At 66.2% G+C, this 24,234-nt stretch carries 23 protein-coding genes; 15 read left to right on the top strand and 8 right to left on the bottom strand.

Translation table 11 applies throughout. The features are described 5' to 3' along the window. Nucleotides 1-95: 95 nt before the first annotated feature. The gene (locus tag TSB10GB4_RS02700) at nt 96-1,577 is read right to left on the bottom strand and encodes an ABC transporter ATP-binding protein (protein WP_186394453.1); all 1,482 of its coding nucleotides are present in this window, start codon (nt 1,575-1,577) and stop codon (nt 96-98) included. A gap of 550 nt (nt 1,578-2,127) precedes the next feature. Next, on the bottom strand, nt 2,128-4,980 hold the full coding sequence (locus tag TSB10GB4_RS02695; RefSeq protein ID WP_186394452.1) for an EAL domain-containing protein: 2,853 nt from the start codon (nt 4,978-4,980) through the stop codon (nt 2,128-2,130). A 445-nt stretch (nt 4,981-5,425) separates the two neighbouring features. On the opposite strand from TSB10GB4_RS02695, the gene TSB10GB4_RS02690 reads away from it, so the two are divergent. The 9 genes from TSB10GB4_RS02690 to TSB10GB4_RS02650 all read left to right on the top strand — a co-directional run bounded on the left by TSB10GB4_RS02690 (nt 5,426) and on the right by TSB10GB4_RS02650 (nt 13,976). After that, complete coding sequence (locus tag TSB10GB4_RS02690; RefSeq protein ID WP_186394451.1) at nt 5,426-6,580, top strand: ABC transporter ATP-binding protein; 1,155 nt, start codon at nt 5,426-5,428, stop codon at nt 6,578-6,580. Between the two features lie 33 nt (nt 6,581-6,613). After that, the gene (locus TSB10GB4_RS02685) at nt 6,614-7,750 is read left to right on the top strand and encodes an extracellular solute-binding protein (protein ID WP_186394450.1); all 1,137 of its coding nucleotides are present in this window, start codon (nt 6,614-6,616) and stop codon (nt 7,748-7,750) included. 63 nt (nt 7,751-7,813) lie between these two features. Next, entirely contained in the window at nt 7,814-8,635 is an 822-nt protein-coding gene (locus tag TSB10GB4_RS02680; RefSeq protein WP_186387681.1) for an ABC transporter permease, read from the top strand. Further along, nucleotides 8,632-9,486, top strand: a complete 855-nt coding sequence (locus tag TSB10GB4_RS02675; RefSeq protein WP_186394449.1) for an ABC transporter permease — start codon at nt 8,632-8,634, stop codon at nt 9,484-9,486. Before TSB10GB4_RS02680 ends, TSB10GB4_RS02675 begins: the two co-directional genes overlap by 4 nt. Then, on the top strand, nt 9,483-10,520 hold the full coding sequence (locus tag TSB10GB4_RS02670) for a LacI family DNA-binding transcriptional regulator (RefSeq protein WP_186394448.1): 1,038 nt from the start codon (nt 9,483-9,485) through the stop codon (nt 10,518-10,520). The genes TSB10GB4_RS02675 and TSB10GB4_RS02670 overlap by 4 nt, the downstream gene beginning before the upstream one ends. Before the next feature lie 112 nt (nt 10,521-10,632). Next, nucleotides 10,633-11,430, top strand: a complete 798-nt coding sequence (gene gloB / locus TSB10GB4_RS02665) for a hydroxyacylglutathione hydrolase (RefSeq protein WP_186394447.1) — start codon at nt 10,633-10,635, stop codon at nt 11,428-11,430. Between the two features lie 21 nt (nt 11,431-11,451). Next, entirely contained in the window at nt 11,452-11,898 is a 447-nt protein-coding gene (locus TSB10GB4_RS02660) for a cupin domain-containing protein (protein WP_186394446.1), read from the top strand. A 165-nt stretch (nt 11,899-12,063) separates the two neighbouring features. Further along, nucleotides 12,064-13,284: an argininosuccinate synthase gene (locus TSB10GB4_RS02655; RefSeq protein ID WP_186387686.1), complete on the top strand. Its 1,221-nt coding sequence runs from the start codon at nt 12,064-12,066 to the stop codon at nt 13,282-13,284. Further along, nucleotides 13,281-13,976, top strand: a complete 696-nt coding sequence (locus TSB10GB4_RS02650) for a hypothetical protein (protein WP_208984374.1) — start codon at nt 13,281-13,283, stop codon at nt 13,974-13,976. Before TSB10GB4_RS02655 ends, TSB10GB4_RS02650 begins: the two co-directional genes overlap by 4 nt. Nucleotides 13,977-13,995: 19 nt before the next feature. On the opposite strand, the gene TSB10GB4_RS02645 is transcribed toward TSB10GB4_RS02650, so the two are convergent. Further along, the gene (locus TSB10GB4_RS02645; protein ID WP_208984376.1) at nt 13,996-14,847 is read right to left on the bottom strand and encodes a polyprenyl synthetase family protein; all 852 of its coding nucleotides are present in this window, start codon (nt 14,845-14,847) and stop codon (nt 13,996-13,998) included. A gap of 279 nt (nt 14,848-15,126) precedes the next feature. Between TSB10GB4_RS02645 and mtgA the strand changes: the two genes are divergently transcribed. From mtgA to TSB10GB4_RS02625, 4 genes are all read left to right on the top strand, one after another. After that, nucleotides 15,127-15,846: a monofunctional biosynthetic peptidoglycan transglycosylase gene (gene mtgA, locus TSB10GB4_RS02640; protein WP_186394457.1), complete on the top strand. Its 720-nt coding sequence runs from the start codon at nt 15,127-15,129 to the stop codon at nt 15,844-15,846. A gap of 165 nt (nt 15,847-16,011) precedes the next feature. Next, nucleotides 16,012-16,197, top strand: a complete 186-nt coding sequence (gene rpmF / locus TSB10GB4_RS02635) for a 50S ribosomal protein L32 (protein ID WP_097174322.1) — start codon at nt 16,012-16,014, stop codon at nt 16,195-16,197. Between the two features lie 335 nt (nt 16,198-16,532). Continuing rightward, nucleotides 16,533-17,066, top strand: a complete 534-nt coding sequence (locus tag TSB10GB4_RS02630; protein WP_186394444.1) for a hypothetical protein — start codon at nt 16,533-16,535, stop codon at nt 17,064-17,066. Further along, nucleotides 17,063-17,746 (top strand): hypothetical protein, encoded by a 684-nt coding sequence (locus TSB10GB4_RS02625; protein WP_186394443.1) that lies wholly within the window; start codon nt 17,063-17,065, stop codon nt 17,744-17,746. Before TSB10GB4_RS02630 ends, TSB10GB4_RS02625 begins: the two co-directional genes overlap by 4 nt. A gap of 140 nt (nt 17,747-17,886) precedes the next feature. Here the strand turns inward: TSB10GB4_RS02625 and phbB are convergent, their stop codons facing one another. Beyond that, nucleotides 17,887-18,615, bottom strand: a complete 729-nt coding sequence (phbB, locus tag TSB10GB4_RS02620; protein ID WP_186394442.1) for an acetoacetyl-CoA reductase — start codon at nt 18,613-18,615, stop codon at nt 17,887-17,889. A gap of 159 nt (nt 18,616-18,774) precedes the next feature. Beyond that, entirely contained in the window at nt 18,775-19,956 is a 1,182-nt protein-coding gene (locus TSB10GB4_RS02615; protein WP_186394441.1) for an acetyl-CoA C-acetyltransferase, read from the bottom strand. A gap of 343 nt (nt 19,957-20,299) precedes the next feature. Here TSB10GB4_RS02615 and phaR point away from each other — a divergent pair, with 343 nt between their 5' ends. Then, entirely contained in the window at nt 20,300-20,896 is a 597-nt protein-coding gene (phaR, locus tag TSB10GB4_RS02610) for a polyhydroxyalkanoate synthesis repressor PhaR (protein WP_186387690.1), read from the top strand. Nucleotides 20,897-20,955: 59 nt separating this feature from the next. On the opposite strand, the gene TSB10GB4_RS02605 is transcribed toward phaR, so the two are convergent. Beyond that, the gene (locus tag TSB10GB4_RS02605; protein WP_186394440.1) at nt 20,956-21,390 is read right to left on the bottom strand and encodes a heme-binding protein; all 435 of its coding nucleotides are present in this window, start codon (nt 21,388-21,390) and stop codon (nt 20,956-20,958) included. 194 nt (nt 21,391-21,584) lie between these two features. Here TSB10GB4_RS02605 and ggt point away from each other — a divergent pair, with 194 nt between their 5' ends. Then, on the top strand, nt 21,585-23,177 hold the full coding sequence (gene ggt, locus TSB10GB4_RS02600) for a gamma-glutamyltransferase (RefSeq protein WP_186394439.1): 1,593 nt from the start codon (nt 21,585-21,587) through the stop codon (nt 23,175-23,177). A gap of 39 nt (nt 23,178-23,216) precedes the next feature. On the opposite strand, the gene TSB10GB4_RS02595 is transcribed toward ggt, so the two are convergent. Continuing rightward, the gene (locus TSB10GB4_RS02595) at nt 23,217-23,558 is read right to left on the bottom strand and encodes a hypothetical protein (protein WP_186387693.1); all 342 of its coding nucleotides are present in this window, start codon (nt 23,556-23,558) and stop codon (nt 23,217-23,219) included. 182 nt (nt 23,559-23,740) lie between these two features. Continuing rightward, nucleotides 23,741-24,166: a hypothetical protein gene (locus tag TSB10GB4_RS02590; RefSeq protein WP_186387694.1), complete on the bottom strand. Its 426-nt coding sequence runs from the start codon at nt 24,164-24,166 to the stop codon at nt 23,741-23,743. Nucleotides 24,167-24,234: the final 68 nt, after the last annotated feature.

Raw genomic sequence — 24,234 nt, 5'->3', positions numbered from 1 at the left:
ATCACCCAAACCGCGAAAGCCCGCAAGATCGCCCTCATCGCCACCGCACGAAAACTCCTCATCCGCCTCAACGCCATGCTGCGCGACAACGTCCCCTATCGCATCGCATGAACACAGTTGCCGGTCTCGCGCTGGACCCGGTCCAGCAGTTGCAGGATCTGCGCCTGGATCGACACATCGAGCGCCGAGACAGCTTCATCCGCGATCAACAGCTTCGGTTTGAACATCAGCGCCCGCGCGATGCCGATGCGCTGCCGCTGGCCGCCCGAGAACTCGTGCGGGTAGCGATCGAACGCCCCGGCATCGAGCCCGACATGATCGAGAAGCGCCCGCGCCTCTTCCCGTGCCTTGGCATAGGCCATGCCATGCGCCAGCGGTCCGACCGTCAGGATGCGGCCGATCGTCGTGCGGGGATTGAGCGAGGCAAACGGATCCTGAAAGATCATCTGGATCTTCTGCCGCGAGCTGCGGAACGCGGGTTCCGACAGGGGTGCTATGTCGACCCCGTCGAACAGGATGCGCCCGCCGTCGCAGTCCATCAGCTTGATCAGCAGCCGGCCCAGGGACGACTTGCCGGAGCCGCTCTCGCCGACGACACCCAGGGTGCGGCCCGCCGCGACCTCGAAGGAGACACCCTTCACAGCGGGCACAACGCGCAATGTTCGAAACAATGCGCTGCCGCTGCGATAGGTCTTGACCAGATTTTCCACCTTCAGGATCGGCCCGGCATCCTTGGCCGGTATCGGCTTGCGGTCCTCGCCGGTCAAATGCGGGACCGCGGCGATCAGCCGCTTGGTATAGGGGTGCTCCGGCGTCCTCAGAACCTTGCTGGCGCTCCCTTGTTCGACAACCCGTCCCTTCTCCATGACCACGACGCTGTCGGCGATCTCTGCGACGACACCGAAATCATGGGTGATGAACATCACGCTCATCCCCTTGCGATGCTGGATGTCGCGGATCAGTTTCAGGATCTGCGCCTGGGTGGTCACGTCGAGCGCCGTTGTCGGTTCGTCGGCGATCAGCATGGCGGGTTCGAGCGCCAGGGCCATGGCGATCATCACCCGCTGCCGCTGGCCGCCCGACAGCCGGAACGGATACTGGTGATACATCACTTCCGGATCGGGCAGGCCGACCTCGGTCAGCAGCTCGATGGCACGCTCGCGCCGGGAGGTCGGGGTGCCGACGCCATGGGCCAGCATCGCCTCGTCGATCTGCGCCCCGACGGTCATCAGCGGGTTCAGCGCCGATAACGGATCCTGAAAGATCATCGACACCACCCGGCCGCGCAGACTGCGCAAGGCCTCGGGCCCCATACCGACGATCTCTCGTCCGTCCAACTGGATCGACCCGGCGGTGATTCCGATCGCTTTCGGCAGAAGCCCCATGATGGTGTTGGCCGTTACCGACTTGCCGGAGCCGGATTCCCCGATGACGCACAGGATCTGACCGCGGGGCAGATCGAAGGAGATGTTCTCGACCGCATGCGCACGTTCCATGCCCTTCGGCAGGCTGATCGTCAGCCCGCGCACCGACAGCGCCACCTCGGGCGCGGATACGGCGTGGATATGTGCGCTCATCGGCTCGCCCCGGTTTCTGGCGCAGCGGTGCGGGGCGCGGCAGATCCGCCGGCAATGTCGAAGCCCAAACAGCAATGCGCGGCGAGTGGGCTGATGTCCGTCGCTGCCTTCTGTTCACGAACCGTGCACATGTCGTTGGATCCCCCTCCGGCGTGGACCAGGAAACCCAGCCCACGCCACCGCTTCAGTAAGTCTGACCTGTCGCGAGCAGGAGAATTGCCGAAACCCGATGATCCGACAGCACGATCAACTGTTGTTCCGAACAGGACAGGCATTTAATTCTGCGCCTGGCGCGACCGGCTGCTCAGTTTTTGTCCAGGGGCATTGCGGAAGAAGAACTGATTGCAGCGCAGCGCAGGGCCGGACAGCTCGTTCCTTTCCCAGGAACTGCGGCTCTTCGGGTGCGACGCCGAGAGGGCAGAAAGCCCACGACACGACAGCGCCGGCTCATCTCCCGGCGCCTCGGCCCAGCGCGATCTGTCGCAGCATCCGGCAGACCTGGAACCCCGGCCACGACCTCATGCCGGACGGGCCTTCGCCAGAACGCCGCTTACGGCAACTGGCTGCCCCGTTGTGCTGGCGCGGCGAGTTCCAGCGTCCAGGATGGACGCGGTGCAGGGCGACCGATGAGATAGCCCTGCACGATGTCGCAGCCGAGATCCTCGAGAAACTGCAATTGAGCCAGTGTCTCGACGCCCTCCGCGACAGTGGTCATTCCGAGGCTGTGGGCAAGGCTGGCGATGGTGCGCACGATGGTCGCATCGTCCTCCGACAGGCCGATATTTCGCACGAAGGACTGATCGATCTTGAGCCGCGATACCGGAAACCGCTTGAGATGCGTGAGCGAGGCGTAGCCGGTCCCGAAATCATCGAGCGCCAGGCTGACACCGACGCGCCTGAGCTCGGCCAGGGTCTCGGCGATCCTCTCCACCGAGCGGTCGAGCAGGACGGTCTCCGTCACCTCGAATTCCAGTTGGTGCGGGCTCAGCCCGTGACGCGTCAGCGCCTCGGCGACATAGTCCGGAAAATGCGGATCCTTGAGCTGGGATGTCGCCAGGTTGACAGCGAGGTGACCCGGCTCCGGTCGCGTGCTGGCAACCGCGGCGAAAACGGCAAAGGCCCGCTCCATGATCGCCCGGCCAAGCACGCCGCCGAGGCCGAAATCCTCGGCAATGCCGATGAACTCCAGCGGGCTGACCGCCTGGCCGGCATGCCGCCAGCGCGCCAGCACTTCGAAGCCGACGATGCTGCGGCTGCCAAGGTCGAGCTGCGGCTGGAACGCCACCTCGATCTCATCCGCCGCAATGGCTCCGCGCAGCGCCTCGCCCAACTCGTGCCGCCGCTCCAGCCGTCGGCGCAATTGCGGATTGAACAAGGTCCAGCCGTTCCGTCCCTGTGCCTTGGATTGGTAAAGCGCGATATCCGCGTTCTTGACGATATCGGCCGGAGTGCGGCCATCGGCCGGAAACAGCGTTACGCCCATCGAGATGCCCGGCCGCATCATCCGCTCCCCGAGTCGAACCCGAGCGGTCAGCGCCTTGTGCAGCTTCTGCGCCATGCGCTCGGCGGCAAGCTCGTCCGCAAGCCCCGTCAGCAACACGGCGAATTCGTCGCCGCCAAGCCTTGCGACAACATCGCCGCGCCGCACATGACGCCGCAGCCGCTGCGCCACCGCCCGCAGCAGGGCATCGCCCGCATCATGGCCGAGCGTGTCGTTGACCGACTTGAAATGGTCGAGATCGATGATGATGAAGGCACCGACCCGATCGCGCGGCCGATTGCCCTGCAGGGCCGTGTCGAGCTCGCGCATCATCACCGAGCGATTGGCGAGCTGGGTCAGCCCGTCGGTTTCGGCCGTACGACGGATCGCCAGCTCCGCCTGCTTCAGGGCGGTGATGTCGGTGCGTACCCCGACGATGGCGCCGCTCGACGAGCGCCGCTCGCTCACCTGCAGCCAACGCCCGTCCGACAGCAGCTGGATGCTCGGCTCGCTGGGCGGATCGCGATGCAGGGCGATGCGGTTGCGGATCCACGCTTCCCGCTGCTCCTCTGTCGCCCCCGGATCCATATACTGGCCGGCCATGACGCCGTGGCGCAGGATATCCTCGAACCGCGCCCCCTCCCGGATCAGCTTCGCCGACATCGCGTAGTAGTCGCGATAGGACCGATTGAACAGGATCAGCCGGTCATCCGCATCGAAGGCGGCAATGGCGTCGGGAATGGTCTCGATGACATCGTGCAGCAGCGCCCGCGCCTCGACCAGTTCGGTCACATCCGTCTGAACCCCGACAAAGCCCTCCGGCTCGGCTCCCTGCCCATTGATCGGGCGGATGTCGAGGTCGAGCCAGTAGCGACGCCCGGTTTTCGCCTGGTTGAGCACCTGCACGCGCACGGCACGCCCTTCTCGAACCGCCGCGCCCATCTCGCGCACGGTCGCAGGGTCGGTCTCGGGGCAGTGCAGAAGCTCGCCGGGCTTGCGCCCCAGAACCTCCGCCTCGGTATATCCAGTGAGCCGCTCGAAGGCCGGATTGACCCACAGAACCCGGCCGAACCGGTCACACACCACCACGGCGTTGTTGGTCGCCTTGATCACGATGTCCGAGCGCCGCAACTGCTCCGCCAGCCGCTCGCGCCGGGTGACGTCGCGCGTGACACCGCGATAACCGAGGAACCGGCCGTCGGGCAGAAATCTCGGCCGGCCGCTGACCTCGGCCCAGAGAGGCCGCCCGTCGCCACGAAAGGTGCGGAACACGAAACTGGCGATCGGTTCGCGGCGCGCGACCGTTTCGACATAGCTGCGCCAGAGAGCATCGGTGGCGGGATCCGCGTCGGCGACCTCCCAACGGGTGCGGCCGATCCAGTCCTGGAAGTCGAGACCGAGCCTGCCGCCGTCCCCCATCACGCTGGTGAAGCGATGCTCCTCATCGGTCTCCCAGACCCAGTCCGAGGACACGGCAACGAATTCCGCCAGCCGTTCGTGCGCCTCGTTGAGCCGGCGCACCGCATCCGTGCGGGCGGTCTGGTCCACCGACACGCCGACACCGCCGACGATCACCCCGTCGACCAGAACCGGCTCGATGGAGGTCTCGGAGGCGATGCGGCCCAACGGGGTCTGCATCTCGCGGCTGTAATGGATGCGTTCGCCGGCGATCACCTTCAGGTGGAGTTCGGTCCAGGCCTTGCCTTCTTCGGGGCCGAGCCCGGCCTCGCTCGGCAGCAGGCCGATGGCGACCCCATGGGTCTCCCGATCGATCCGGTTCTGGAAGATGTAACGCCCGCTGCGATCGAAGATCCATGCCGGATGAGGAAGACAGTCGAGCACGGCGGTCAGACCGCGCGTGCTGTCAAGGATCCCGACCTCTCTCAACGAGGCCGGATCGGAAGAGGAGCTGCTCCGATCCATCACCCGTTCCGTCCAGCGAGGGCAACCGAAACGGGCCTTCGCCTCAGATCAACCCTGCGGGCCGGCCTCGCGGAAAGCCCTCCCCGGCACAACCACGCTCTCGACCCCCACCGCCAAGGCCCGCCAGCCGTTCCGGCGCGGCAACCCATGCTGCGAATCGCTCCCGTTCGAAGGTTGCATGACGTCGCGGATTCTCAAAGCCTCAACTGACATCGCGACCGCGCAGATCCGAACCTGGTGCCGTCGAGCCCGCGATCAACCCCGATCGATCGCTGAGCGTCATCTCGCCGTTACACAGCCCCCGTATCAGTCGCCTTGCAAACGCCGATGCGCGTTGCAGCGTCACGCGGCCCACGACCCGAGGCTAGAAAATGCGAAACCCGTTCCAGCGGACAACAGCACCCGGCTCGCGCCCTACGTTGCACACCTGTGCAATGAGCAGAAAATGACGCCGCAGGGGTTTCTGACCATCACCGACCTCTCCGCGGGCTATGGCACCACGCGCGTGCTCGACCGCCTCGACCTGGCGATCGTCAAGGGCGAGTTCGTCGCGCTGCTCGGCTCGTCGGGATGTGGCAAGACCACATTGCTGCGCGCCATCGCCGGCTTCGTGAAGCCCTCCGCCGGCAGCATTTCCGTCAACGGTACGGACGTGACGCGCCAGCCGCCGGACAAGCGCGGCATGGCGCTGGTCTTCCAGTCCTATGCCTTGTGGCCGCATATGACCGTGGCGCAGAACATCGGCTATGGGCTCAAACTGCGCGGTCGGTCGAAGGCCGAGATCGCCCGGCAGGTCGGCGAGCTGGAAGACCTTCTTGGTCTGGCGGGCCTGGGCCAGCGCAAGCCCGGAGCCCTGTCGGGCGGCCAGCGCCAGCGCGTTGCGCTCGGCCGGGCGCTGGCGATCGACCCGCAGATCCTGCTGCTCGACGAGCCGCTGTCCAATCTCGACGCCCGCATCCGCCTCAAGGTGCGCCACGACATCAGCGCGCTGCAGAAGCGTCTCGGCATCACCGCAGTGCATGTCACCCACGACCGCGAGGAGGCCATGGTGATGGCCGACCGCATCGTCATTCTCGACCGTGGCCGCATCGCCCAGCAGGGCACCCCGCAGGCGCTCTACAACCGCCCCGCCTCACCCTTCGTCGCCGCCTTCATGGGCGCGGAAAACCGGATCGACCTGACCGGGCGGATCATCGGCGACCGGGTGGAGATCGCGGCCGGCCCGAACAATGCACCAGCCGATCTGCCACGGGATGGGCGCCCGCTCGCCGATGGCCCTCTGGAAGCGCGGTTCCGCGCCGAAGCCGCAGCCATCGTGGCGGGCGAGAGCGACGGCAACCCGGCCCGAGACGCGCTGGACCTGCCCGGCCGGATCGAGGCGGCAAGCTATCCCGGCGGCGCCTGGCGCCACTCCGTACGGGTCGGCGACGAAGTGCTGCTCGTCGACAGCCCGACCCCCTTCGCGCTCGGCGCAGCGGTGCGCATCCGCATCCCGGCCGAAGCGCTCTTCCTCTTCGTCCGGCAGAGCAATCCTGCCGACCCCGAAGGCTCCTTGAGCGACGGCACCACGGGCCGCGTCCTGGAAGCATCCGAGACTTGAACGTCCATGATGTCTAGAAAGCGGAGTAGCGACATGAGGAAACTTCTTTCGGCGACGCTGGTGCTGGGCCTTGCGTCCACGCCGGTGACGGCGGCCGAGCTCACCGTGATCACGGCCGGCGACCAGAACATGGTCGACTACATCAACGAGTATCTCGGGCCGCTCTTCGAGGAGCAGAACCCGGGCCACACCGTACGCGCCGTCGGCACCGGACCCGGCGACGCCGGCTCGCAGAAGATTCTGGAGCGCTTTGAAGCCCAGAAGCAGGCCGGCAGCACGGTCTGGGACACGGATGTTGCCGTCGTGCACGAGAAGTTCGCGGGCCCGATGGTCTCCGGCGGTTATCTCGAGGCCTATCGCGACACCATCTCCACCGGCAAGCTGGTGACACGGGCGAACGCCGACATGGCGCTCGGCGCGAGCGTCAAGGGCTACGTCATGCCGATGTTCAACAGCCAGACCGCGCTGGCTTACAACCCGGCGCTGCTGCCCAACCCGCCGAAGAGCTACGAGGAGCTCGCGGCCTGGGTAAAAGAGAACCCGAAGCAATTCGGCTACAACGGCATCAAGGGCGGCGCCTCAGGCGTCAGTTTCGTCATGGGCTGGATCTACGCCTTCGGCGACGGCGATGCCGACAAGCTGATGAACGGTCCGTTCGAGGAGGCCGAGACCAAGAAGTGGGATGCCGCCTTCGACAGCCTGAAGGCGTTCACCCGGAACGCCACTTTGACCCCGGGCAACGCCGGCACGCTGGATTTGCTGTCGCGCGGCGAGATCGCCATCGGCCCGGTCTGGGTCGACATGTTCTACTCCTGGCAGGCCAACGGCCAGTTGCCGCCCGAGTTCAAGCTGCTCCTGCCGGCGCCCGGCATGCCCGGCCAGCCGATGCACTACGTGATCCCGGCCAAGGCCCCGAACAAGGAACTGGCGGAGAAGTTCGTCGAACTCGCCACCAGCCCCAAGGTCCAGGCCGAAGGCATCGTCAAGCGCTTCAACTGGTATCCGGGCATCGACGCCCAGCATGTGCAGGCCGAACTGGATGCCGAGACCTGGAGCAAGCTGTTCACCGATGTGACGCCGGAAGAGCTCGCCAGCTACGGCAAGCCCTTCCCGATCGCGCCCTACAACAACGCGATCCTGGAAGCCTACGAGGCCAAGGCCGCGAACTGATACCGACCTGACCGCAAAGGCCGTCCGGACCCTCCGGACGGCCGCCACCGGACCGACGCCGCCATGCCAAGACGCCTGCTCGGACTGCTTCTCGTCCTGCCCGCCCTGACGGTGATCCTGTTCCTGTTCGTGCTGCCGCTCACCCTCTCGGTGGTCGGCGCCTTCGAGACCGAAGCAGGCTACGGGCTGGGCAATTTCACGAAGTCCTTTGCGCTCTACAGTTCCGACATCCTCTTCACGGTGGTGATCGTCAGCCTGTCCACCTGTCTGATCGGGCTCTTCTCCATCGCCATTGGCGGCTACCTGACGCTCGGCGAGAATCCGCGCGCCGTCGCGATCCTGCGCTGGCTGTATCGCTGGCCGCTGTTCATTCCTTTCATCGTCGTCGGTCAGGTGCTGCGCACCTTCCTCGCCAAGAACGGGTTGATGAACAATATTCTCGTCGGTGCTGGCCTCATCACGCCGCTGCAGGCGGTGAGCTTCCTCGACTGGCGCGGCATCGTCATCGCCTTCGTCTGGAAGCAGACGCCCTTCGTGACCCTGCTGCTCGCCGGGGCCATGGCCTCGGTCGACCGCGGCACCATCGAGGCGGCTCGCAATCTCGGCGCATCGCGGCTCCGCATCCTGATCGAGATTCTCGTGCCGCAGGTCGCCACCACCTTGATGGTCGGACTGGTCCTGTCCTTCGTCACCATGATGTCCGTGCTCTCCGTGCCGCTGATGATCAACGCCCAGTCGCCGACCATGCTGACCGCCGACATTGCCTTCCGCATCAATGCCTATGGCGACTATGGCGTGGCCAATGCGCTCGGCCTGATCTCGCTCGCCGCGACGGCCTGCGTCGCCTGGTTCTATCTGCGCCAGAGCATGAGGGAGCGCGGATGACCGCCCCGTCGACCACACCCCGTGCGCCGCTCCGCCCCGCGGGTATCCGCCTCGATCTGTGGTGGGTGCCGCGCGCCGTCGTGCTCGGCCTGCTGGCCTTCATCATCTTCGGTCCGCTGACCAACCTCGTCCTGTGGACCGTCGCCGAACGCTGGTACTTCCCGCATGCGCTGCCGCTGGAATACGGCTTCAGCTACTGGCAACGGGTGTTCTCGCCGCGCGGCAACGCCATGGAGTCGCTCGCCAACAGCGTGCTGGTGGCAAGCCTCACCGTGGTGCTGGCCCTCGCGCTGGCAGTGCCTGCCGGTTATGCGCTGGCCCGTCTGCGCCTGCCCTTCCGGGCCCTGATCCTGCTCGCCTTCCTGATTCCGCAGGCCTTTCCCAACCTGCCGGTCTACGTCAACATCGCCCGGCTCTTCTACCAGATCGGCCTCAACGGTACGGTCGCCGGCGTTGTGCTGGTGCATGTCACCCATGGGCTGGTCTATGCGGTGTGGATCGCCACTGCCGCCTTCTCCGCCGTAGACCGGGAATTGGAACAGGCGGCCCGCTCGCTCGGCGCCGGCGCCTTCCGCGCGTTTCGGGACGTGACCCTGCCGCTCGCCGCCCCCGGGCTGCTGGCCAGCGCGATCTTCGTGTTCCTGGAATCGCTCGACGAATTCACCGGCAGCTATTTCGTCGGCGCTCCCGACGTCAATCTGCTGCCCCTGCTGCTGTACACTGCCGGGGCCGGCGGCAACTATCAGGTGGCATCGATCACGGCGCTGTTGCTCCTGATCCCGTCCATTGCTTTCATGCTCGTCGTCGAGCGATTCCTCAGATCCGACGTGCTGTCGAAGGTTGGCCATTGAAACAGGATCAGGGTGACAAGACCCCCGCGCGGCGCTTTATCAGCGCGCAGCAGGTGGCAGAGAAGGCCGGCGTCTCCCGCTCGGCCGTCTCTCGCGCGTTCACGCCCGGCGCCAGCATCGCACCCGAGACCCGAGAAAAGGTCATGCAGGCGGCGGCCGAACTCGGCTACCAGGTCAACGATCTGGCCCGCGGCCTGCTCGCCAACCGCAGCCGCCTCGTCGGGCTGATCGTCACCCGGCCCGAAGTGGGCTTTCGTGCCCACCTCGTTTCCGCCCTCACCCGGGCGCTGATCCTGCGCGGCAGCGTGCCGTTGATCATCAACACCGGCAGTCTGGAGCAGGAATTGCAGGCAGCCCAGAACGCCCTCTTCGGCTATCGCGCGGCCGCGACCATCATCCTGTCGGGCTCGCCGCCCGCATCTTTCGTCGACCTTGCCCGGCGCAACGGCCAGCCGCTGATCATGATCGGCCGCTCCGAGCCGGACTGCGATCATGTCCGCATCGACAATTCCGGAGCCGCCCGCACGGCTGCCCGGCTCTTCGTCGAGCGCGGCTTCACCCGGCTGGCGCTGGCTGGCGTCACCTCCGCCACGCCAAGCCTGGTGGAACGCGAGAACGCCTTCACCAACGAGGCACGGAGCCTCGGCGCCAGCGTTATCCGCGCGCATGGCCAGGAGGCGGACTATGCCGGCGGTCAGGACGCAGCCGACGCGCTGTTTGCCGGAAATCGCCCGGACGGGCGGCCCGAAGCGGTCTTCTGCGTCAACGATCTCGTCGCCATCGGTCTGATGGACCGGGCACGCGGTCGCTTCGGTCTCGACATCCCACGCGACCTGGCGGTGATCGGCTTCGACGATATCCCCGAAGCCTCCTGGGACGCCTACCGGCTCAGCACCTTCCGGCAGGATCCCGAAAAGATGGCCGAGGGCGCCGTCGGCCATCTGGAACGCCGCCTGGCCGACCCGGAGGCGCCGCCCTCTACCCTGAGGTTGGACGCCATCTTCGTGGAACGCTCGACGACACCGACGCGTTGACCCGTCAGCCCGCCGTCCCGGCCGGCCGGGTCTGCCGCCGAAGGCGGAAAGATGCTACCTGCAGAGACCACGCCTCGGCGGAAGCATGTTTCACCATACGGAGGACGACATCATGAGCGCTGACACACGGCCGGCGGTGATCCGCCAGTTCCCCTGTCTCGACGACAATTTCGGCGTCCTTGTCCATGTGCCGGAAAGCACATCCGGGCCCGGCGGAACCATCGCCTTCGATGTCCCCGACGCGGATCCCTACAAGCAGGTGCTGAAGGAGACCGGCTGGACGCTGACGGACATCCTCGTCACGCATCACCATTGGGACCACGTCCAGGGGCTGGAAAAGCTCAAGGCCGACACCGGCGCCCGCGTCACCGGCCCCGCCCTCTCGCGCGACAGGATCGGCGGGCTCGACGCTGTCGTCGAGGACGGTGACGAGGTCACCGCCGCGGGGATCGCGTTCAAGGCGATCGGCACACCCGGCCACACGCTCGACCAGATCTCGTGGTGGGCGCCGGAATTGTCCTTCGCCCATACCGGCGACACGCTGTTCTCGCTCGGCTGCGGCCGCATCTTCGAGGGCGACCCGACCATGATGTGGACCTCGCTTGAAAAGCTCATGCGCCTGCTGCCACCGGCAACGGACATCTATTGCGGCCACGAATACACGCTGTCCAATGCCCGTTTCGCGCGGACCGTCGACCCGGACAACGCCGCTCTGAAAGAACGCGTTGCCGAGGTCGAGAGCCTGCGGGAGCAGGGGTTGCCGACGCTGCCGACGACGATGGCGAGGGAGCGCGCCACCAACCCGTTCCTGCGCGCCGGCGACGCCGCGATCCGCTCGCGTCTCCATCTTGAGGATGCAAGCGATGCTGAGGTCTTCGCCGAGATTCGCCGCCGCAAGGACACATTCTGACCCCGCCGGAGAGCCTGCTCGATGTTCGCTGCCGACCTGACCGCCGCCGAGATCATTTCGATGCTCGACCTGGTGCCGCATCCCGAGGGCGGACACTACCGCGAAACCTTCCGCGACAGCAGGACGGATGCCGCCGGCCGCGCCCGCTCCACCGCCATCTACTATCTGCTGGAGGCCGGCGAACTGTCGGCCTGGCACCGGGTCGACGCGGTCGAGATCTGGCACTGGCATGCCGGCGGGCCGCTCGCCCTCACCATCTCGGAGAACGGCCACGACGCCCGTACGCTGCATCTGGGCCACGATCTCGCAGCAGGTCAGCGACCGCAGGGGATCGTGCCGGCCGGCGCCTGGCAGACGGCGGAAAGCCTCGGTCGCTGGACGCTGGTCGGCTGCACCGTCGCGCCGGGTTTCGAGTTTGCCGGCTTCGAGATGGCACCTCCCGGCTGGCGACCCGTTCCGCGCCGCTGAATTTCGGCGCGGAACCGCGGGACCGCCGGGTTTCCCGGCTTGCGCTCCGGCGCCCAAAGGCTACAGTGCGCGCGAATTTCACCGGTCGGCGTGCGTCGCCGGACCAACCCGGCGCGCGGATCGCCGCAACCCGCCTCACCTGCCCAGGACTGGACTACCGACCCCATGGCACAGAAAGACATCAAGAAGGTGGTGCTCGCCTATTCCGGCGGCCTCGATACCTCGATCATCCTGAAATGGCTGCAGACCGAATATGGCTGCGAGGTGGTGACCTTCACCGCCGATCTCGGCCAGGGCGAGGAACTGGAGCCGGCGCGCAAGAAAGCCGAGATGCTCGGCATCAAGGAAATCCACATCGACGATTTGCGCGAGGAGTTCATCCGCGACTTCGTCTTCCCGATGTTCCGTGCCAATGCGCTCTACGAGGGTGTCTACCTGCTCGGCACCTCCATCGCCCGTCCGCTGATCTCCAAGCGGCTGATCGAGATCGCCCACGAGACCGGCGCCGACGCGATCGCCCACGGCGCCACCGGCAAGGGCAACGACCAGGTCCGCTTCGAGCTGTCCGCCTATGCGCTCGACCCGGATATCAAGGTCATCGCCCCCTGGCGCGACTGGACCTTCAAGTCCCGGACCGATCTCATCGAATTCGCCGAACAGCACCAGATCCCGGTGCCGAAGGACAAGCGCGGCGAGGCGCCGTTCTCGGTCGACGCCAACATGCTGCACTCCTCGTCCGAGGGGAAGGTCCTTGAGGACCCGTGGGAGGAGCCGCCGGCATATGTCTACCAGCGCACCGTCGACCCGATGGAGGCGCCGGACGTCCCGACCGAGATCACCATCGGCTTCGAGAAGGGCGATGCCGTGTCGCTCAACGGTGAGACGTTGTCGCCGGCCACGCTGTTCGCCAAGCTGAACGAGTACGGCCGCGAGAACGGCATCGGCCGCATCGACCTCGTCGAGAACCGCTTCGTCGGCATGAAGTCGCGCGGTGTCTACGAGACGCCGGGCGGTACCATCCTTCTCACCGCCCACCGGGCGATCGAGTCGATCACCCTCGACCGCGGCGCCGGCCACCTGAAGGACGAGCTGATGCCGCGTTACGCGGAGCTCATCTACAACGGCTTCTGGTTCTCGCCCGAGCGCGAAATGCTGCAGGCCGCCATCGACAAGAGCCAGGAGAAGGTCGCCGGCGAGGTCCGCCTCAAACTCTACAAGGGCAACGTCATCGTCGTCGGCCGCCAGTCGCCCTACTCGCTCTATTCCGAGGAACTGGTGACCTTCGAGGACGATCGCGGCGCCTATGACCAGAAGGACGCAGCCGGCTTCATCCGTCTGAACGCCCTGCGCCTGCGCACCCTGGCCAAGCGCGACCGGCTGAAGTGAACTCGCACCCGGCGCGGGATGCGGCCTGGATCGCCCTTGTCGGCGACAGGCTCGCTCGCGCCGGGTTTTGCCTGCTCGGCCGCTTCGAACCCGTCCCCGACGACGCGGTGCCGGACATCCGGCCGGGCCGCGAGACGCGCGCGGTCCTTGTCGTCGGTAGTCTCTCCAACGCGCTCTTTGAGATCTTCGCAACGAGCCCTGAGGCAGCCGACGACCAGCCAGATCCGCTGGATCGCTTCACGCGCCGGATCCTGAGCGATTTGGCGGCGAGCGAGGGTCTCGGCATCGTCTTCCCCTTCAAGGGGCCTCCCTACCACCCGTTCCAGCGCTGGACGCTGAGGGCAGGCAGCTTCTCGCGCTCGCCGATGGGCGTTCTGGCGCATCGCGCGTTCGGCCCCTGGGCGGGTCTGCGCGGGGCCCTGCTGTCGGCAGAGCCACTGACCGCATCCTCGGATGCGGGAGCGGATGGCCCCTGCCCGACCTGTCTTGAAAAACCCTGTCTCTCCGCCTGCCCGGCCGGCGCCCTGTCACAGGCCGGCTACGACGTGCCGCGCTGTCTGGCCTATCTGCGGGCAGATCCTGCTGCACCCTGCCATGACGGCTGCCTGGCACGGCATGCCTGCCCTTTCGGCCGGCCTCATGCACAGTCGGCCGAGGCAGGCAGCTTTCACATGCGCAGCTTTGTCGGGTGAAATCCGGCAGGCAGCGGCTTCAGCGGTCTCTGGCGGCAACGAACCGGGCAAGAGCGGCAAGCGATGCCGCCCGCTCGCCAAAAGCGGCAAGCAACGTTTCCGCTTCCGCCACCAGCCGGCCGAGCTCCGCGCGCGTCCACGCCGTCCCCTTCAGCGCGACCAGAGTGGCCTTGCCGGCCGCCGCGTCCTTGCCGGCCGCCTTGCCGAGCGCCGCCGCATCGCCCTCGACATCGAGCAGGTCGTCGGCGAGTTGGAATGCTAGGCCGATCACTTCTCCGAACCGGGTCAGCCGCGCGATATCCTCGACTGAGGCATCGGCGAGCCGGGCGCCCGTTCGGGCCGCATAGCGGATCAGCGCCCCCGTCTTCATCGACTGCAGCAGCCGAATCTCGGTCTCGCCGAGGGTGCTGTGCTCGGCCGCAAGATCCAGCATCTGCCCTCCGGCCATCCCGCCGATGCCGGCGGCGCGCGCCAGATCGCGGGAGGCCGCAAGCCGCACGCACGCCTCCGCATGCACGCGCGGATCCGCCACGAGATCGAAGGCCAGCGTCAGCAGCGCATCGCCGGCGAGAATCGCCGTCGCCTCGTCGAAGGCGCGATGCACGGTCGGCCGGCCGCGCCGCAGGTCGTCGTCGTCCATTGCCGGCAGGTCGTCATGGACCAGCGAATAGCAGTGGATGCATTCGAGGGCCGCGGCCGCGACCAGGACGCCATCGTCATCGCGGCCGAACAGCCGCGCGGCGGCAAGCATCAGACCCGGGCGCAGCCGCTTGCCGCCGCTGAGCGCCGCATAGCGCATGGCTTCAACGAGACGCGGCGGGCGCGCCAACTCTCCCTCTTCCGTCTGGCCGAGGAGCAGACGATCCAGCATGGCTTCGAACCGCCCGGCGTCGGCGGCAAGCTGATCTGCGGCATCGGCGGTCACGAAACGGCTCCTGATGGCCTTGAGGGACAGCGGCTGGCGACCGACCGCCAGCATCCTGCCTCAGTGTCGAAAATCCGGGCCGAGGTCAACAGCCTGCATGGCGCCATGCCGGTCCGCACAGGCGTTTGTTGTCTGGAGCGCCGCCAGCCTGTATTCCGGCAGCGCGGTGTGGCACCGTGCGGATCGATAGGTCAGTTGAGACGGGCGGGGCGAGCAGCGGAACGGATGAGCGAGGAAGAGGTCAGCAGCCAGACGCGACAGCCGCGCCGGTGGCGCTTGCGCCGCATCCTGCTGCGCACGCTCATTGCGCTGCTGCTCCTGCCGCCGTTCCTGACGCTGCTCTACGCCGTCGTGCCCCCCGTCAGCACCTTGATGCTCGCCCGCTACGTGCAGGGACTTTGGGTGGCCCGCGACTATGTCCCGCTCGATCAGATCTCTCCGCATCTTGTGCGATCGGTGGTCGCCTCCGAGGATGCCCGGTTCTGCCAGCATGGGGGCATCGACTGGGAGGCGCTGCAGAGCCAGATCACGACCTTCAACGAAGGAGGCTCGGCGCGCGGCGCCTCGACCATCACCATGCAGGTCGCCAAGAACCTGTTCCTCTGGAACGACCGCAGCTATGTCCGCAAGATGATGGAACTGCCGCTCGCTCTCATGATCGATGCCATGCTGAGCAAGCGGAGGATCCTGGAGATTTATCTCAACATCGCCGAATGGGGAGAAGGCGTATTCGGTGCCGAGGCGGCAGCCCAGGCGTGGTTCGGCAAACCCGCGGCGGATCTCAGTCGCACCGAAGCGGCCCGGCTCGCCACCGCACTGCCCAATCCGCTGGCGCGAAATCCGGCCCGCCCGCGCCCCGGCCACGACCGTCTGGCGCGCATCAATCAGCGCCGCGCAACGGCGATCGACCCACACCTGGAATGCCTACCCGGCTTCGGTCGCTGAGCGCTGCGCAAAGAATCGCCGCAGGGCGAAAATTCTCGAGATTCGGGCTGGCAAAGCGGCAAAAGGTCCGGTATAAGCCCGCCATTCCTGCACACCGTGTAGACCCACGCCCCGGGCTGACCCGGTCCGGGTTTCGCGGGATATTGCACGACGGAGAGTACGACAATGGCCGTTCCGAAGAGAAAAACCACGCGCATGAAGCGCGGCGCGCGTCGCTCCGCGGACGCCCTGAAGCAGCCGACCTATGTCGAGGACAAGGATTCGGGCGAACTTCGCCGCCCGCATCACGTCGACCTGAAGACGGGCATGTACCGGGGCCGCCAGATCCTGGCGGTGAAGGAAGACGTGTGATCGGAGCTTCCGGCAGGCGCGGCGTCCGTCGTCGCGTCGTATCGGTAAGACCTTCACCCCGGCCAACCGGCCGGGGTTTGCGCGTTTTAGAAAAGGATCGAAGCCCGTGCTTCGATCCTTTTTTTGCGTTGCGCCTGCCGTCTCAGGTTTGCGAGGCCGTCTCCACCGGCTGATCCGCCGGGTTCCCGCATCCGTAACTTGGAAACCCTGTGCAGGGTTGTTCCAGGACCGTGGCGAGGCAACCTTGCAGGAGAAACGCAACTCCGGTTACCAAGGCGGCTATACGCGCAGGGGCGGTGCGCAAAGGCACGATCAGCGCAGTTTGCCGGGGCCGCATGAACGACAACAGCGGGACGTCTAAGGTCCGGAAACGACGGGTCATCTACATACCGGGCTACGACCTGCGCCGGCCCGAGACAGTCTTCAGCCAGCTCACGGAAGAATTGGCCCATTTCCTGAGACTCCGGTCGGTGTCGGGGTCGTTCTCCGGTTTGAGGCCAGGCGCCGGATCCGGGGGATCTTCTGTCGACTGGACCGGTGAAATCGCCTGGCCGGAAGGCGTGGTGACGACGCGATTCTCCCTGCTGGGTTGGCGGGATCTGAGCAAACGCGACTTTCGACGCCTCCTCTGGGCGGTCATTGCGGGGGCTGTGCGCACATTCGTCCTATTCGCGATGGCCGGCGGCTACAGCGAGCGCCTGCGTGCCAACTGGATGAACGGCCTTTTCTTTCTTTACCCGATGCTTGCGATTCTCGTGTTTCTGGTCGCCTCGATCGTGCCGGCGCTGCTTTTTCCCTTCATTGTCCCCGGAACCGGTCCTGTCCATGCGGCCTTGAGCGTTGCGGCAGGCCTGGCCTGGCCTGGATGATCTCGCTTTACCAGGTGACCCGTCTCTTGGAACGCTTGACCTATGTCTGGTACCTGATCCATGACTGGTATTCCATCGGACGTCTGGCGCGCAATGAAGACCCGCGGATGACGGCGCGCATCGCCGAGTTCGCCGAACGGATCATCGGGATGGCCACCGAATGCGAGTCGGACGAGGAGTTTGTCCTTGTCGCCCACAGTTCCGGAACCTTTGTTCTGCTCTACACGCTGCGGGAGGTGCTGAAGCGCGTGCCGGATTTCGGCGCGGCGCAGGGCCGGTTCACCGTTCTGACGATGGGGTCGGCATTCGCCTATGCCGGCGGCTTCGGCGCGCAGAGAGGCTTCGGCGCCGCTGTCGCGAGCCTTGCCCAGGCACGGCATCTCGACTGGACCGATGTCTATGCCCCCCACGATATCCTTTGCTGCGGAAAGACCACGCCGGTAGCGACCTATGCGCCTTGGCTGGCGCGACATGTCCAGGAGCCGAGACGTTTCAGCGTGAGGGTGCCGGACCGGATGACCGCCGAGCTCTATCGCCATCTTCGGTTCCGCTTCTTCAAGCTGCATTTCTGCTATTTCCTCGCCTCCGAGCGAGCGGACCTCTTTGACTTCTACCGGCTTACGCTCGGACCGTTGCCCGTGGCCCGGCAACTCGAACGCTGGGAAAAATCGCTTCCCTGAGAACGTGGGCCCCGTGCCGGCGGGCTTTCAGGGCGGAACGCCGACTTTGTCTGTGACCGCTGGCACATGAAAAGGGGCTTCCGGCATGCCGGAAGCCCCGAAGCCCGCACCGGTGCGGCCGTGGTTGTCATGCGCCGGCGTCAGCCGTTGGCGTAGTACTGGCCGCCGTTGATGGTCAGCACGGCACCGGTCATGAAGGCCGCCTCCTTGGAAGCGAGATAGGCGACCGCCGCGGCGATCTCCTCCGCCTGGCCGAGCCGGCCGACCGGAATGCCGGCGATGATTCCTTCCAGAACCTTTTCCGGCACCGCCGCCACCATGTCGGTGTCGATATAGCCGGGGCAGATGGCGTTGACGGTGATGCCCTTGCGGGCGTTTTCCGCCGCGAGCGCCTTGGTGAACCCGATCACGCCGGCCTTGGCGGCCGAGTAGTTGGTCTGGCCGAGCTGACCCTTCTGTCCGTTTATGGACGAGATGTTGATGATGCGGCCGTGGCCGCGCTCGCGCATGCCGTCGATGACCGGGCGGGTCATCGTGAACATGGAATCGAGATTGGTGCGGATCACCGCCGACCACTGCTCGAAATCCATCTTGTGGAACCAGCCGTCACGGGTAATGCCGGCATTGTTGACGAGGACTTCCACCGCCCCCAGGTCGGAGACCACCTGCCCGACGCCCTCGTTGCAGGCCTCGGCATCGGCCACATCCCATTTGTAGACATGGATGCCGGTCTCCGCCTTGAAGGCTTCCGCCTTTCCGGTGTTGCCGGCATAGGTCGCCGCCACCGTGTAGCCGGCCGCCTTAAGTCCCTTGGAGATGGCGGCGCCGATGCCCCGCGTCCCGCCCGTCACGATTGCCACATTGCTCATTCACGTCCTCCCGTTCAGCTTGCGCTGCCGTGCCTGCCGCCGCTGACTGGCCCGGTCTGCCGGTTGCGGGCAGAAGGCCATCCGGCTTTCACCCGCATTCCAGCCGATGGCGGCCGCCCATGCCTTGACCGGCATCAAGCGCCCGCCATCGAGCTTCGATCAACGCTCCACGCAGAGCGCCACGCCCATGCCGCCGCCGATGCACAGCGTCGCCAGACCCTTCTTCGCGTCCCGGCGCGCCATCTCGTGCAGCAGCGTCACCAGCACACGGGCACCCGAGGCGCCGATCGGATGACCGATGGCGATCGCCCCGCCATTGACGTTGACGATGTCCGGGTTCCAGCCCATGTCCTTGTTCACCGCGCAGGCCTGGGCGGCAAAGGCCTCGTTGGCCTCGACGAGGTCGAGATCCTCGACCTTCCAGCCGGCCTTGGCCAGCGCCTTGCGGGAAGCCGGGATCGGGCCGGAGCCCATGATCGTCGGATCGACGCCGGCGGTCGCCCAGGAGGCCACGCGGGCGAGCGGGGTCAGGCCGCGGCGCGCCGCCTCGGCAGCGCTCATCACCACGAGAGCGGCGGCGCCATCGTTGATGCCGGAGGCGTTGCCCGCGGTCACCGACCCATCCTTCGTGAAGGCCGGACGCAGCTTGGTCATGCTGTCGAGGCTGGCACCGTGGCGGATATACTCGTCCTCCTCGACGATCCGGTCGCCCTTGCGCTCCTTGATCGTCACCGGCGTGATCTCGTCCTTGAACCGGCCGGCCTTCTGGGCCGCTTCCGCCTTGTTCTGCGAGGCGACGGCAAACTCGTCCTGCTGTTCGCGGGAGATCTGCCACTTCTGCGCGACGTTTTCGGCCGTCTGGCCCATGTGGTAGCCGTTGAAGGCATCCCACAGGCCGTCCTTGATCATCGTATCGATCATCTTGTAGTCGCCCATCTTGTAGCCGGCGCGCATATGGGCGCAGTGCGGCGACAGCGACATGTTCTCCTGGCCTCCGGCGACGATGATGGAGGCATCGCCCGCCGCGATCTGCTGCATGGCGATGGCGACGGTGCGCAGGCCCGAGCCGCAGACCTGGTTTAGTACCCAGGCCGTCGCGCTGTCGGGAATGCCGGCAAGGATGGCTGCCTGGCGCGCCGGGTTCTGGCCCTGGCCCGCGGTCAGAACCTGGCCGAACACGACCTCATCGACATCGGCGGCCGCAACGGAGGCGCGCTCAAGCGCCGAGCGGATCGCCACCGCTCCGAGCTCATGGGCCGGCGTGTTGGCAAAGGCGCCGTTAAAGGAGCCGACGGCGGTGCGTGCGGCGCTGACGATGACGACGTCGGTGGATGCACTCATTTCATGATCTCCCGAAAACCGGACCTCCCCTGGCGCGGGCATTCCCCTGGTTGTTGTCCGGCTGCCTGCGCGTTTCCCGCAAACTAGAGACGCCCGCCCGCCAAGTGTCAACCGGAACACCCCTTAGCTGTTGGCGATTTCCGTCTTCGTCGCGTCATCCTTTCGGCGCAACCGGCGCCGATCCGCATGATATGACAAAACGGTGGTGCGCCCGCCCACGATTGGCTTATCGTGCGTCAGGACGAAGTCGCGGACGTGCAGGGTGATCCGACGACCGTGGACCAGGGAGGAATGCCGCAACGGCTTGCGGGCCGGGGCGCGAAGCCGGGATCCGAAAACCGACATGGCTACAAAGACCACCGATCCGACAATCATCAAGAAATACGCCAACCGACGTCTCTACAACACAGGCACCAGCACCTATGTGACGCTCGAAGACCTCGCCCTGATGGTGAAGGACGAGGAGGATTTTGTCGTCTACGACGCCAAGACGGGCGATGACATCACCCGTTCCGTTCTGACCCAGATCATCTTCGAACAGGAGAACAAGGGCCAGAATCTGCTGCCCATCACGTTCCTGCGACAACTGATCCGCTTCTACGGCGACAGCATGCAGAACGTGGTGCCGTCCTATCTCGACTTCTCCATGTCCTCGCTCACCAGGGAGCAGGACCGGTTGCGCGAGCAGATGGCGAATGCCTTCGGCTCCACCGCTTTCGACGCAATCGAGGACCAGGTGAAGCGCAATGCCGAGATCTTCGACCGGGCCATGCGGATGTTCCTGCCCTTCGGTCCGGGCAAGGAGGCGGAAGGACAGGCGACCCGGCCAGCCGAGGCCCCCCGGAGCCCGGCCAGCGCCGACGATCTCGACGCGCTGAAGAAGCAGCTCTCCGACATGCAGAAGAAGATCGATTCCCTCGCCGGGGGCAGCCGCGAGTAGATCGCGGCCGCCCGACCACACCTGGCAGACATGTGGCCGGACGATCCGTCCGGCCTGCTTCAGCCGCAGTCTGCGGAGAAGGCGGTCGCCTCAATCCCGGCGACCGCACAGATCTCGTCGTTGTCCGATGTATCGCCGCTGATGCCGACCGCACCAAGGATCGCCCCGCCCTTGCCATCGCGAATCAGCACGCCGCCCGGCACAGGCACGATGGCGCCGCCCGCCACCCCGTTCAATGCCTGCACGAAATGCGGTCGCGTCCGGGCGTTCTCGTCGAGCCAGCGCGAGCCGGCCCCTACAGCGATCGCCCCGTAGGCCTTGCCGCTGGCCACTTGCGGCCGCAGGATCGAGGCGCCGTCCTGCCGCTTGAGCGCAACCAGATGGCCGCCTGCGTCCAGAACGGCAACGGTCAGCGGCTTCACGCCGAGTTCGGCTCCCTTGGCAAGGGCCGTATCGATGATCTTTTCCGCACTGGAAAGGGTCAGTTTGCTCATTTCCTATGGCCTCCGTGCCGGCATCCGATAGTCTTCACCGATCCATGGCTAACAGGGCAACTGCCTGCCACCAACGGACAAGAACGACAAGCACTCATTCCCTGAAGGTGAAAATCCCCTCCTCCCCCGGTGGCTCGGCGGGCGCGACAGCCCCCGCTCCGGATCCAGCAAAACACAGCAGAACAAGGATCGTCATGCGCGATTTCCATGCCCCGGGACGCTCGAGCGTCCATGCCACCACCGCGATGGCGGCGACCTCGCATCCGCTGGCGAGCGCGGCCGCACTGGAAGTCCTGCAGGCCGGAGGCAATGCGGTCGATGCTGCAGTGGCCGCCTCAGCCGTGCTGGCCGTCGTCGAGCCGCAGATGACCGGCATCGGCGGTGACTGTTTCGCCATCGTCGCCCGGCCCGATGGCTCGATCCACGGCATCAACGGGTCCGGCCCGGCACCGAAGGCGGCAACGCCGGCACGGCTTGCCGAACTCGGCGTAACGAATATCGACGCGCAGGGCCCTCATTCGGTCACCGTTCCCGGTGCCGTTCGTGCCTGGCACGATCTCCTGGCCGCCCACGGTCGCCGCGGCTTCGCCGAACTGCTCAAGCGCGCTATTTCCTACGCCAGGGACGGCTATCCGGTCGCGCCCCGTGTCGCCCATGACTGGGCGCTGGCGGTGCCCAAGCTTGCTGCCGATCCGGGCGCGCGCGACAGCTATCTCTTCGGTGGAGCGGCCCCGAAGGCGGGCGATGTCGTCCGCCATCCCGCGCTCGCACGCACGCTGCAGAAGATCGCCGCCGAGGGGCCGTCCGGCTTCTATGAAGGCGAGGTCGCCCGCGACATCGTCGATACGCTGGCTGCGCGCGGCGGGCTCATGAGCCTCGACGATCTCGCCGGCATGACCACTCTGCCGATGCCGCCGGTGATCCGGTCCTATCGCGGCATCGATGTTGCCGAGCTTCCGCCCAACGGCCAGGGCTTCATCGCCCTCGTCATGCTCGGGCTGCTCGAGCGCTTCGATCTCGCCTCGCTCGATCCGCTCGGCACCACTCGCTTCCATCTCGAGCTCGAGGCCGGCCGCCTCGCCTATTCGGTACGCGACCTGTACCTCGCCGATCCGGACCACATGCGGCACGGGCCGGATGCCTTCCTGTCATCCGACTATCTCGACAAGCTGGCGGCCCGGATCTCCCTGACGACCCGTATTTCGGAGATCCCCCCCGCCCTGCTCGGCCCCTCGTCGGACACGATCTACCTCACGGTGGTCGACCGCGAAGGCATGGCCGTCTCCTTCATCAACTCCGTCTACAAGAGCTTCGGCTCCGGCATCTGCGCCCCGAAAAGCGGTGTCATGCTGCAGAACCGCGGCGCCTGTTTCCGCCTGGAGCCGGGACAACCGAACTGCATCGACGGCGGTAAGCGCCCGTTGCATACCATCATCCCGGCGATGGCGCTGAAGGATGGCCGGCCGTATCTCTCCTTCGGGGTAATGGGGGGCGGCTACCAGCCTTGTGGCCATGCCCATGTGCTGAGCAACATCGTCGACTTCGGCATGGATCCGCAGGAGGCGATCGATGCCCCGCGCATGTTCTTCGACGAGACGACCCATGTGCTGCAGGCCGAGCGCCATGTGCCGCATGAGACCCTCGTCGGCCTGCGCGACCTCGGTCACCAGGTGGAAATCGTCGCGGAGCCCATCGGCGGCGGCCAGTCGATCCTGATCGACCGCGCGCGCGGCGTGCTTGTCGGTGGTTCCGATCCCCGCAAGGACGGCTGCGCCATCGGCTACTGAGACACCACCGGGGCTACTGAGCTGCCGAGGCGCAGCCCGTCAGCGGCTGACGGCCAGAATCCGGCCGGGCGAAGACACGCGCGGCTGGCGCTCCGCCAACCGGTAGGCCTCGACCGCCTGTTCGGGAGCGGCCCTCCGCCTTGCCCGCATCTGCGGCACATGCTCCCGCATGGCGATCAGTTGGGCAAGGAAAGCCGCACTGGGGCGATAGAGGCGGGAAAAGCGGTCGCCACGCGGCTCGCTGACCGGCGCGACCGGCACGACCGAGCGCGCCGCAGAGGCGAACGTAGCCCCGCCGACGGACGTCGACGCCGCCGTCTCGGCGGCACGCCGGCCCACGCCTGGTGCTGTTGCTGGACGTCCGCCCTGCTCGATCCGCATTTCCGCCTCCCCGGCGTGCCAATTTGAGACATTGGCGTTGTTACCGAGGAATTTAGCGCAAATGCCATGCCAAGCGATAATGTTTTGTTAACTTTTGACGTAGCGGCTTCCGTCGGCGAAGCCTTGTCCCCGCTTTTCAGCGCTCCGGAGCATGAGAGCGGCGGCGAAACTCCGGCGACCGCTCAGCGGAACTGGTCGCCGCTGGGAACTCCGAAATCGCGGCGAGCGCCGGTTATGGTGATGGAAAACCCCGCCAGCACATCGACCAGCGCAACGCAGGTCAGAATGAAAAACACCGACGTTGCAGCTTCGCGGACGGTCAGGAACTCGACCAGATAGGCGACCAGAACCAGGGTCGAGAGGATGTGGTCGACAAGCGCCACCGCACCGGTACGGGTGGCCTTGAGCAATTCGATGAACAGCATCGCCAGCGCACACAGGATCGTCAGATCCGCAACCAGCAGCGAAAAGCTCGCACCGGAAACCAGATCGAGCGTCAGAACCGAGGAGAGCCAAGGGCCGCCGCCATCGCCGAGCAGGCCGAAGGCGAGCAGGTTGTAGACAATCAGCGGCACCACGGTAAGCGGGATGGAAGCCAGGAGCGGCATGGCGGGTCCTCGTTGCAGCCGAAACCGGTGTCTTGCGAATCGCAAGGCCGCGGCACGGCTCAGGATGA

This window comes from Stappia sp. TSB10GB4 (genome assembly GCF_900185745.1).
Classification (GTDB): domain Bacteria; phylum Pseudomonadota; class Alphaproteobacteria; order Rhizobiales; family Stappiaceae; genus Stappia.
Note: the sequence above shows the minus strand (reverse complement) of the source record. Positions and strands in the feature narration are given on the sequence as shown.

Excerpts from the sequence above, each read along its gene's own strand:
- TSB10GB4_RS02700 (WP_186394453.1), bottom strand. The coding sequence starts at position 1,577 with ATGAGCGCACATATCCACGCCGTATCCGCGCCCGAGGTGGCGCTGTCG.
- TSB10GB4_RS02695 (WP_186394452.1), bottom strand. The coding sequence starts at position 4,980 with ATGGATCGGAGCAGCTCCTCTTCCGATCCGGCCTCGTTGAGAGAGGTC.
- TSB10GB4_RS02690 (WP_186394451.1), top strand. The coding sequence starts at position 5,426 with ATGACGCCGCAGGGGTTTCTGACCATCACCGACCTCTCCGCGGGCTAT.
- TSB10GB4_RS02685 (WP_186394450.1), top strand. The coding sequence starts at position 6,614 with ATGAGGAAACTTCTTTCGGCGACGCTGGTGCTGGGCCTTGCGTCCACG.
- TSB10GB4_RS02680 (WP_186387681.1), top strand. The coding sequence starts at position 7,814 with ATGCCAAGACGCCTGCTCGGACTGCTTCTCGTCCTGCCCGCCCTGACG.
- TSB10GB4_RS02675 (WP_186394449.1), top strand. The coding sequence starts at position 8,632 with ATGACCGCCCCGTCGACCACACCCCGTGCGCCGCTCCGCCCCGCGGGT.
- gloB (WP_186394447.1), top strand. The coding sequence starts at position 10,633 with ATGAGCGCTGACACACGGCCGGCGGTGATCCGCCAGTTCCCCTGTCTC.
- TSB10GB4_RS02660 (WP_186394446.1), top strand. The coding sequence starts at position 11,452 with ATGTTCGCTGCCGACCTGACCGCCGCCGAGATCATTTCGATGCTCGAC.
- TSB10GB4_RS02655 (WP_186387686.1), top strand. The coding sequence starts at position 12,064 with ATGGCACAGAAAGACATCAAGAAGGTGGTGCTCGCCTATTCCGGCGGC.
- TSB10GB4_RS02645 (WP_208984376.1), bottom strand. The coding sequence starts at position 14,847 with ATGCTGGATCGTCTGCTCCTCGGCCAGACGGAAGAGGGAGAGTTGGCG.
- mtgA (WP_186394457.1), top strand. The coding sequence starts at position 15,127 with ATGAGCGAGGAAGAGGTCAGCAGCCAGACGCGACAGCCGCGCCGGTGG.
- rpmF (WP_097174322.1), top strand. The coding sequence starts at position 16,012 with ATGGCCGTTCCGAAGAGAAAAACCACGCGCATGAAGCGCGGCGCGCGT.
- TSB10GB4_RS02630 (WP_186394444.1), top strand. The coding sequence starts at position 16,533 with ATGAACGACAACAGCGGGACGTCTAAGGTCCGGAAACGACGGGTCATC.
- TSB10GB4_RS02625 (WP_186394443.1), top strand. The coding sequence starts at position 17,063 with ATGATCTCGCTTTACCAGGTGACCCGTCTCTTGGAACGCTTGACCTAT.
- phbB (WP_186394442.1), bottom strand. The coding sequence starts at position 18,615 with ATGAGCAATGTGGCAATCGTGACGGGCGGGACGCGGGGCATCGGCGCC.
- TSB10GB4_RS02615 (WP_186394441.1), bottom strand. The coding sequence starts at position 19,956 with ATGAGTGCATCCACCGACGTCGTCATCGTCAGCGCCGCACGCACCGCC.
- phaR (WP_186387690.1), top strand. The coding sequence starts at position 20,300 with ATGGCTACAAAGACCACCGATCCGACAATCATCAAGAAATACGCCAAC.
- TSB10GB4_RS02605 (WP_186394440.1), bottom strand. The coding sequence starts at position 21,390 with ATGAGCAAACTGACCCTTTCCAGTGCGGAAAAGATCATCGATACGGCC.
- ggt (WP_186394439.1), top strand. The coding sequence starts at position 21,585 with ATGCGCGATTTCCATGCCCCGGGACGCTCGAGCGTCCATGCCACCACC.
- TSB10GB4_RS02595 (WP_186387693.1), bottom strand. The coding sequence starts at position 23,558 with ATGCGGATCGAGCAGGGCGGACGTCCAGCAACAGCACCAGGCGTGGGC.
- TSB10GB4_RS02590 (WP_186387694.1), bottom strand. The coding sequence starts at position 24,166 with ATGCCGCTCCTGGCTTCCATCCCGCTTACCGTGGTGCCGCTGATTGTC.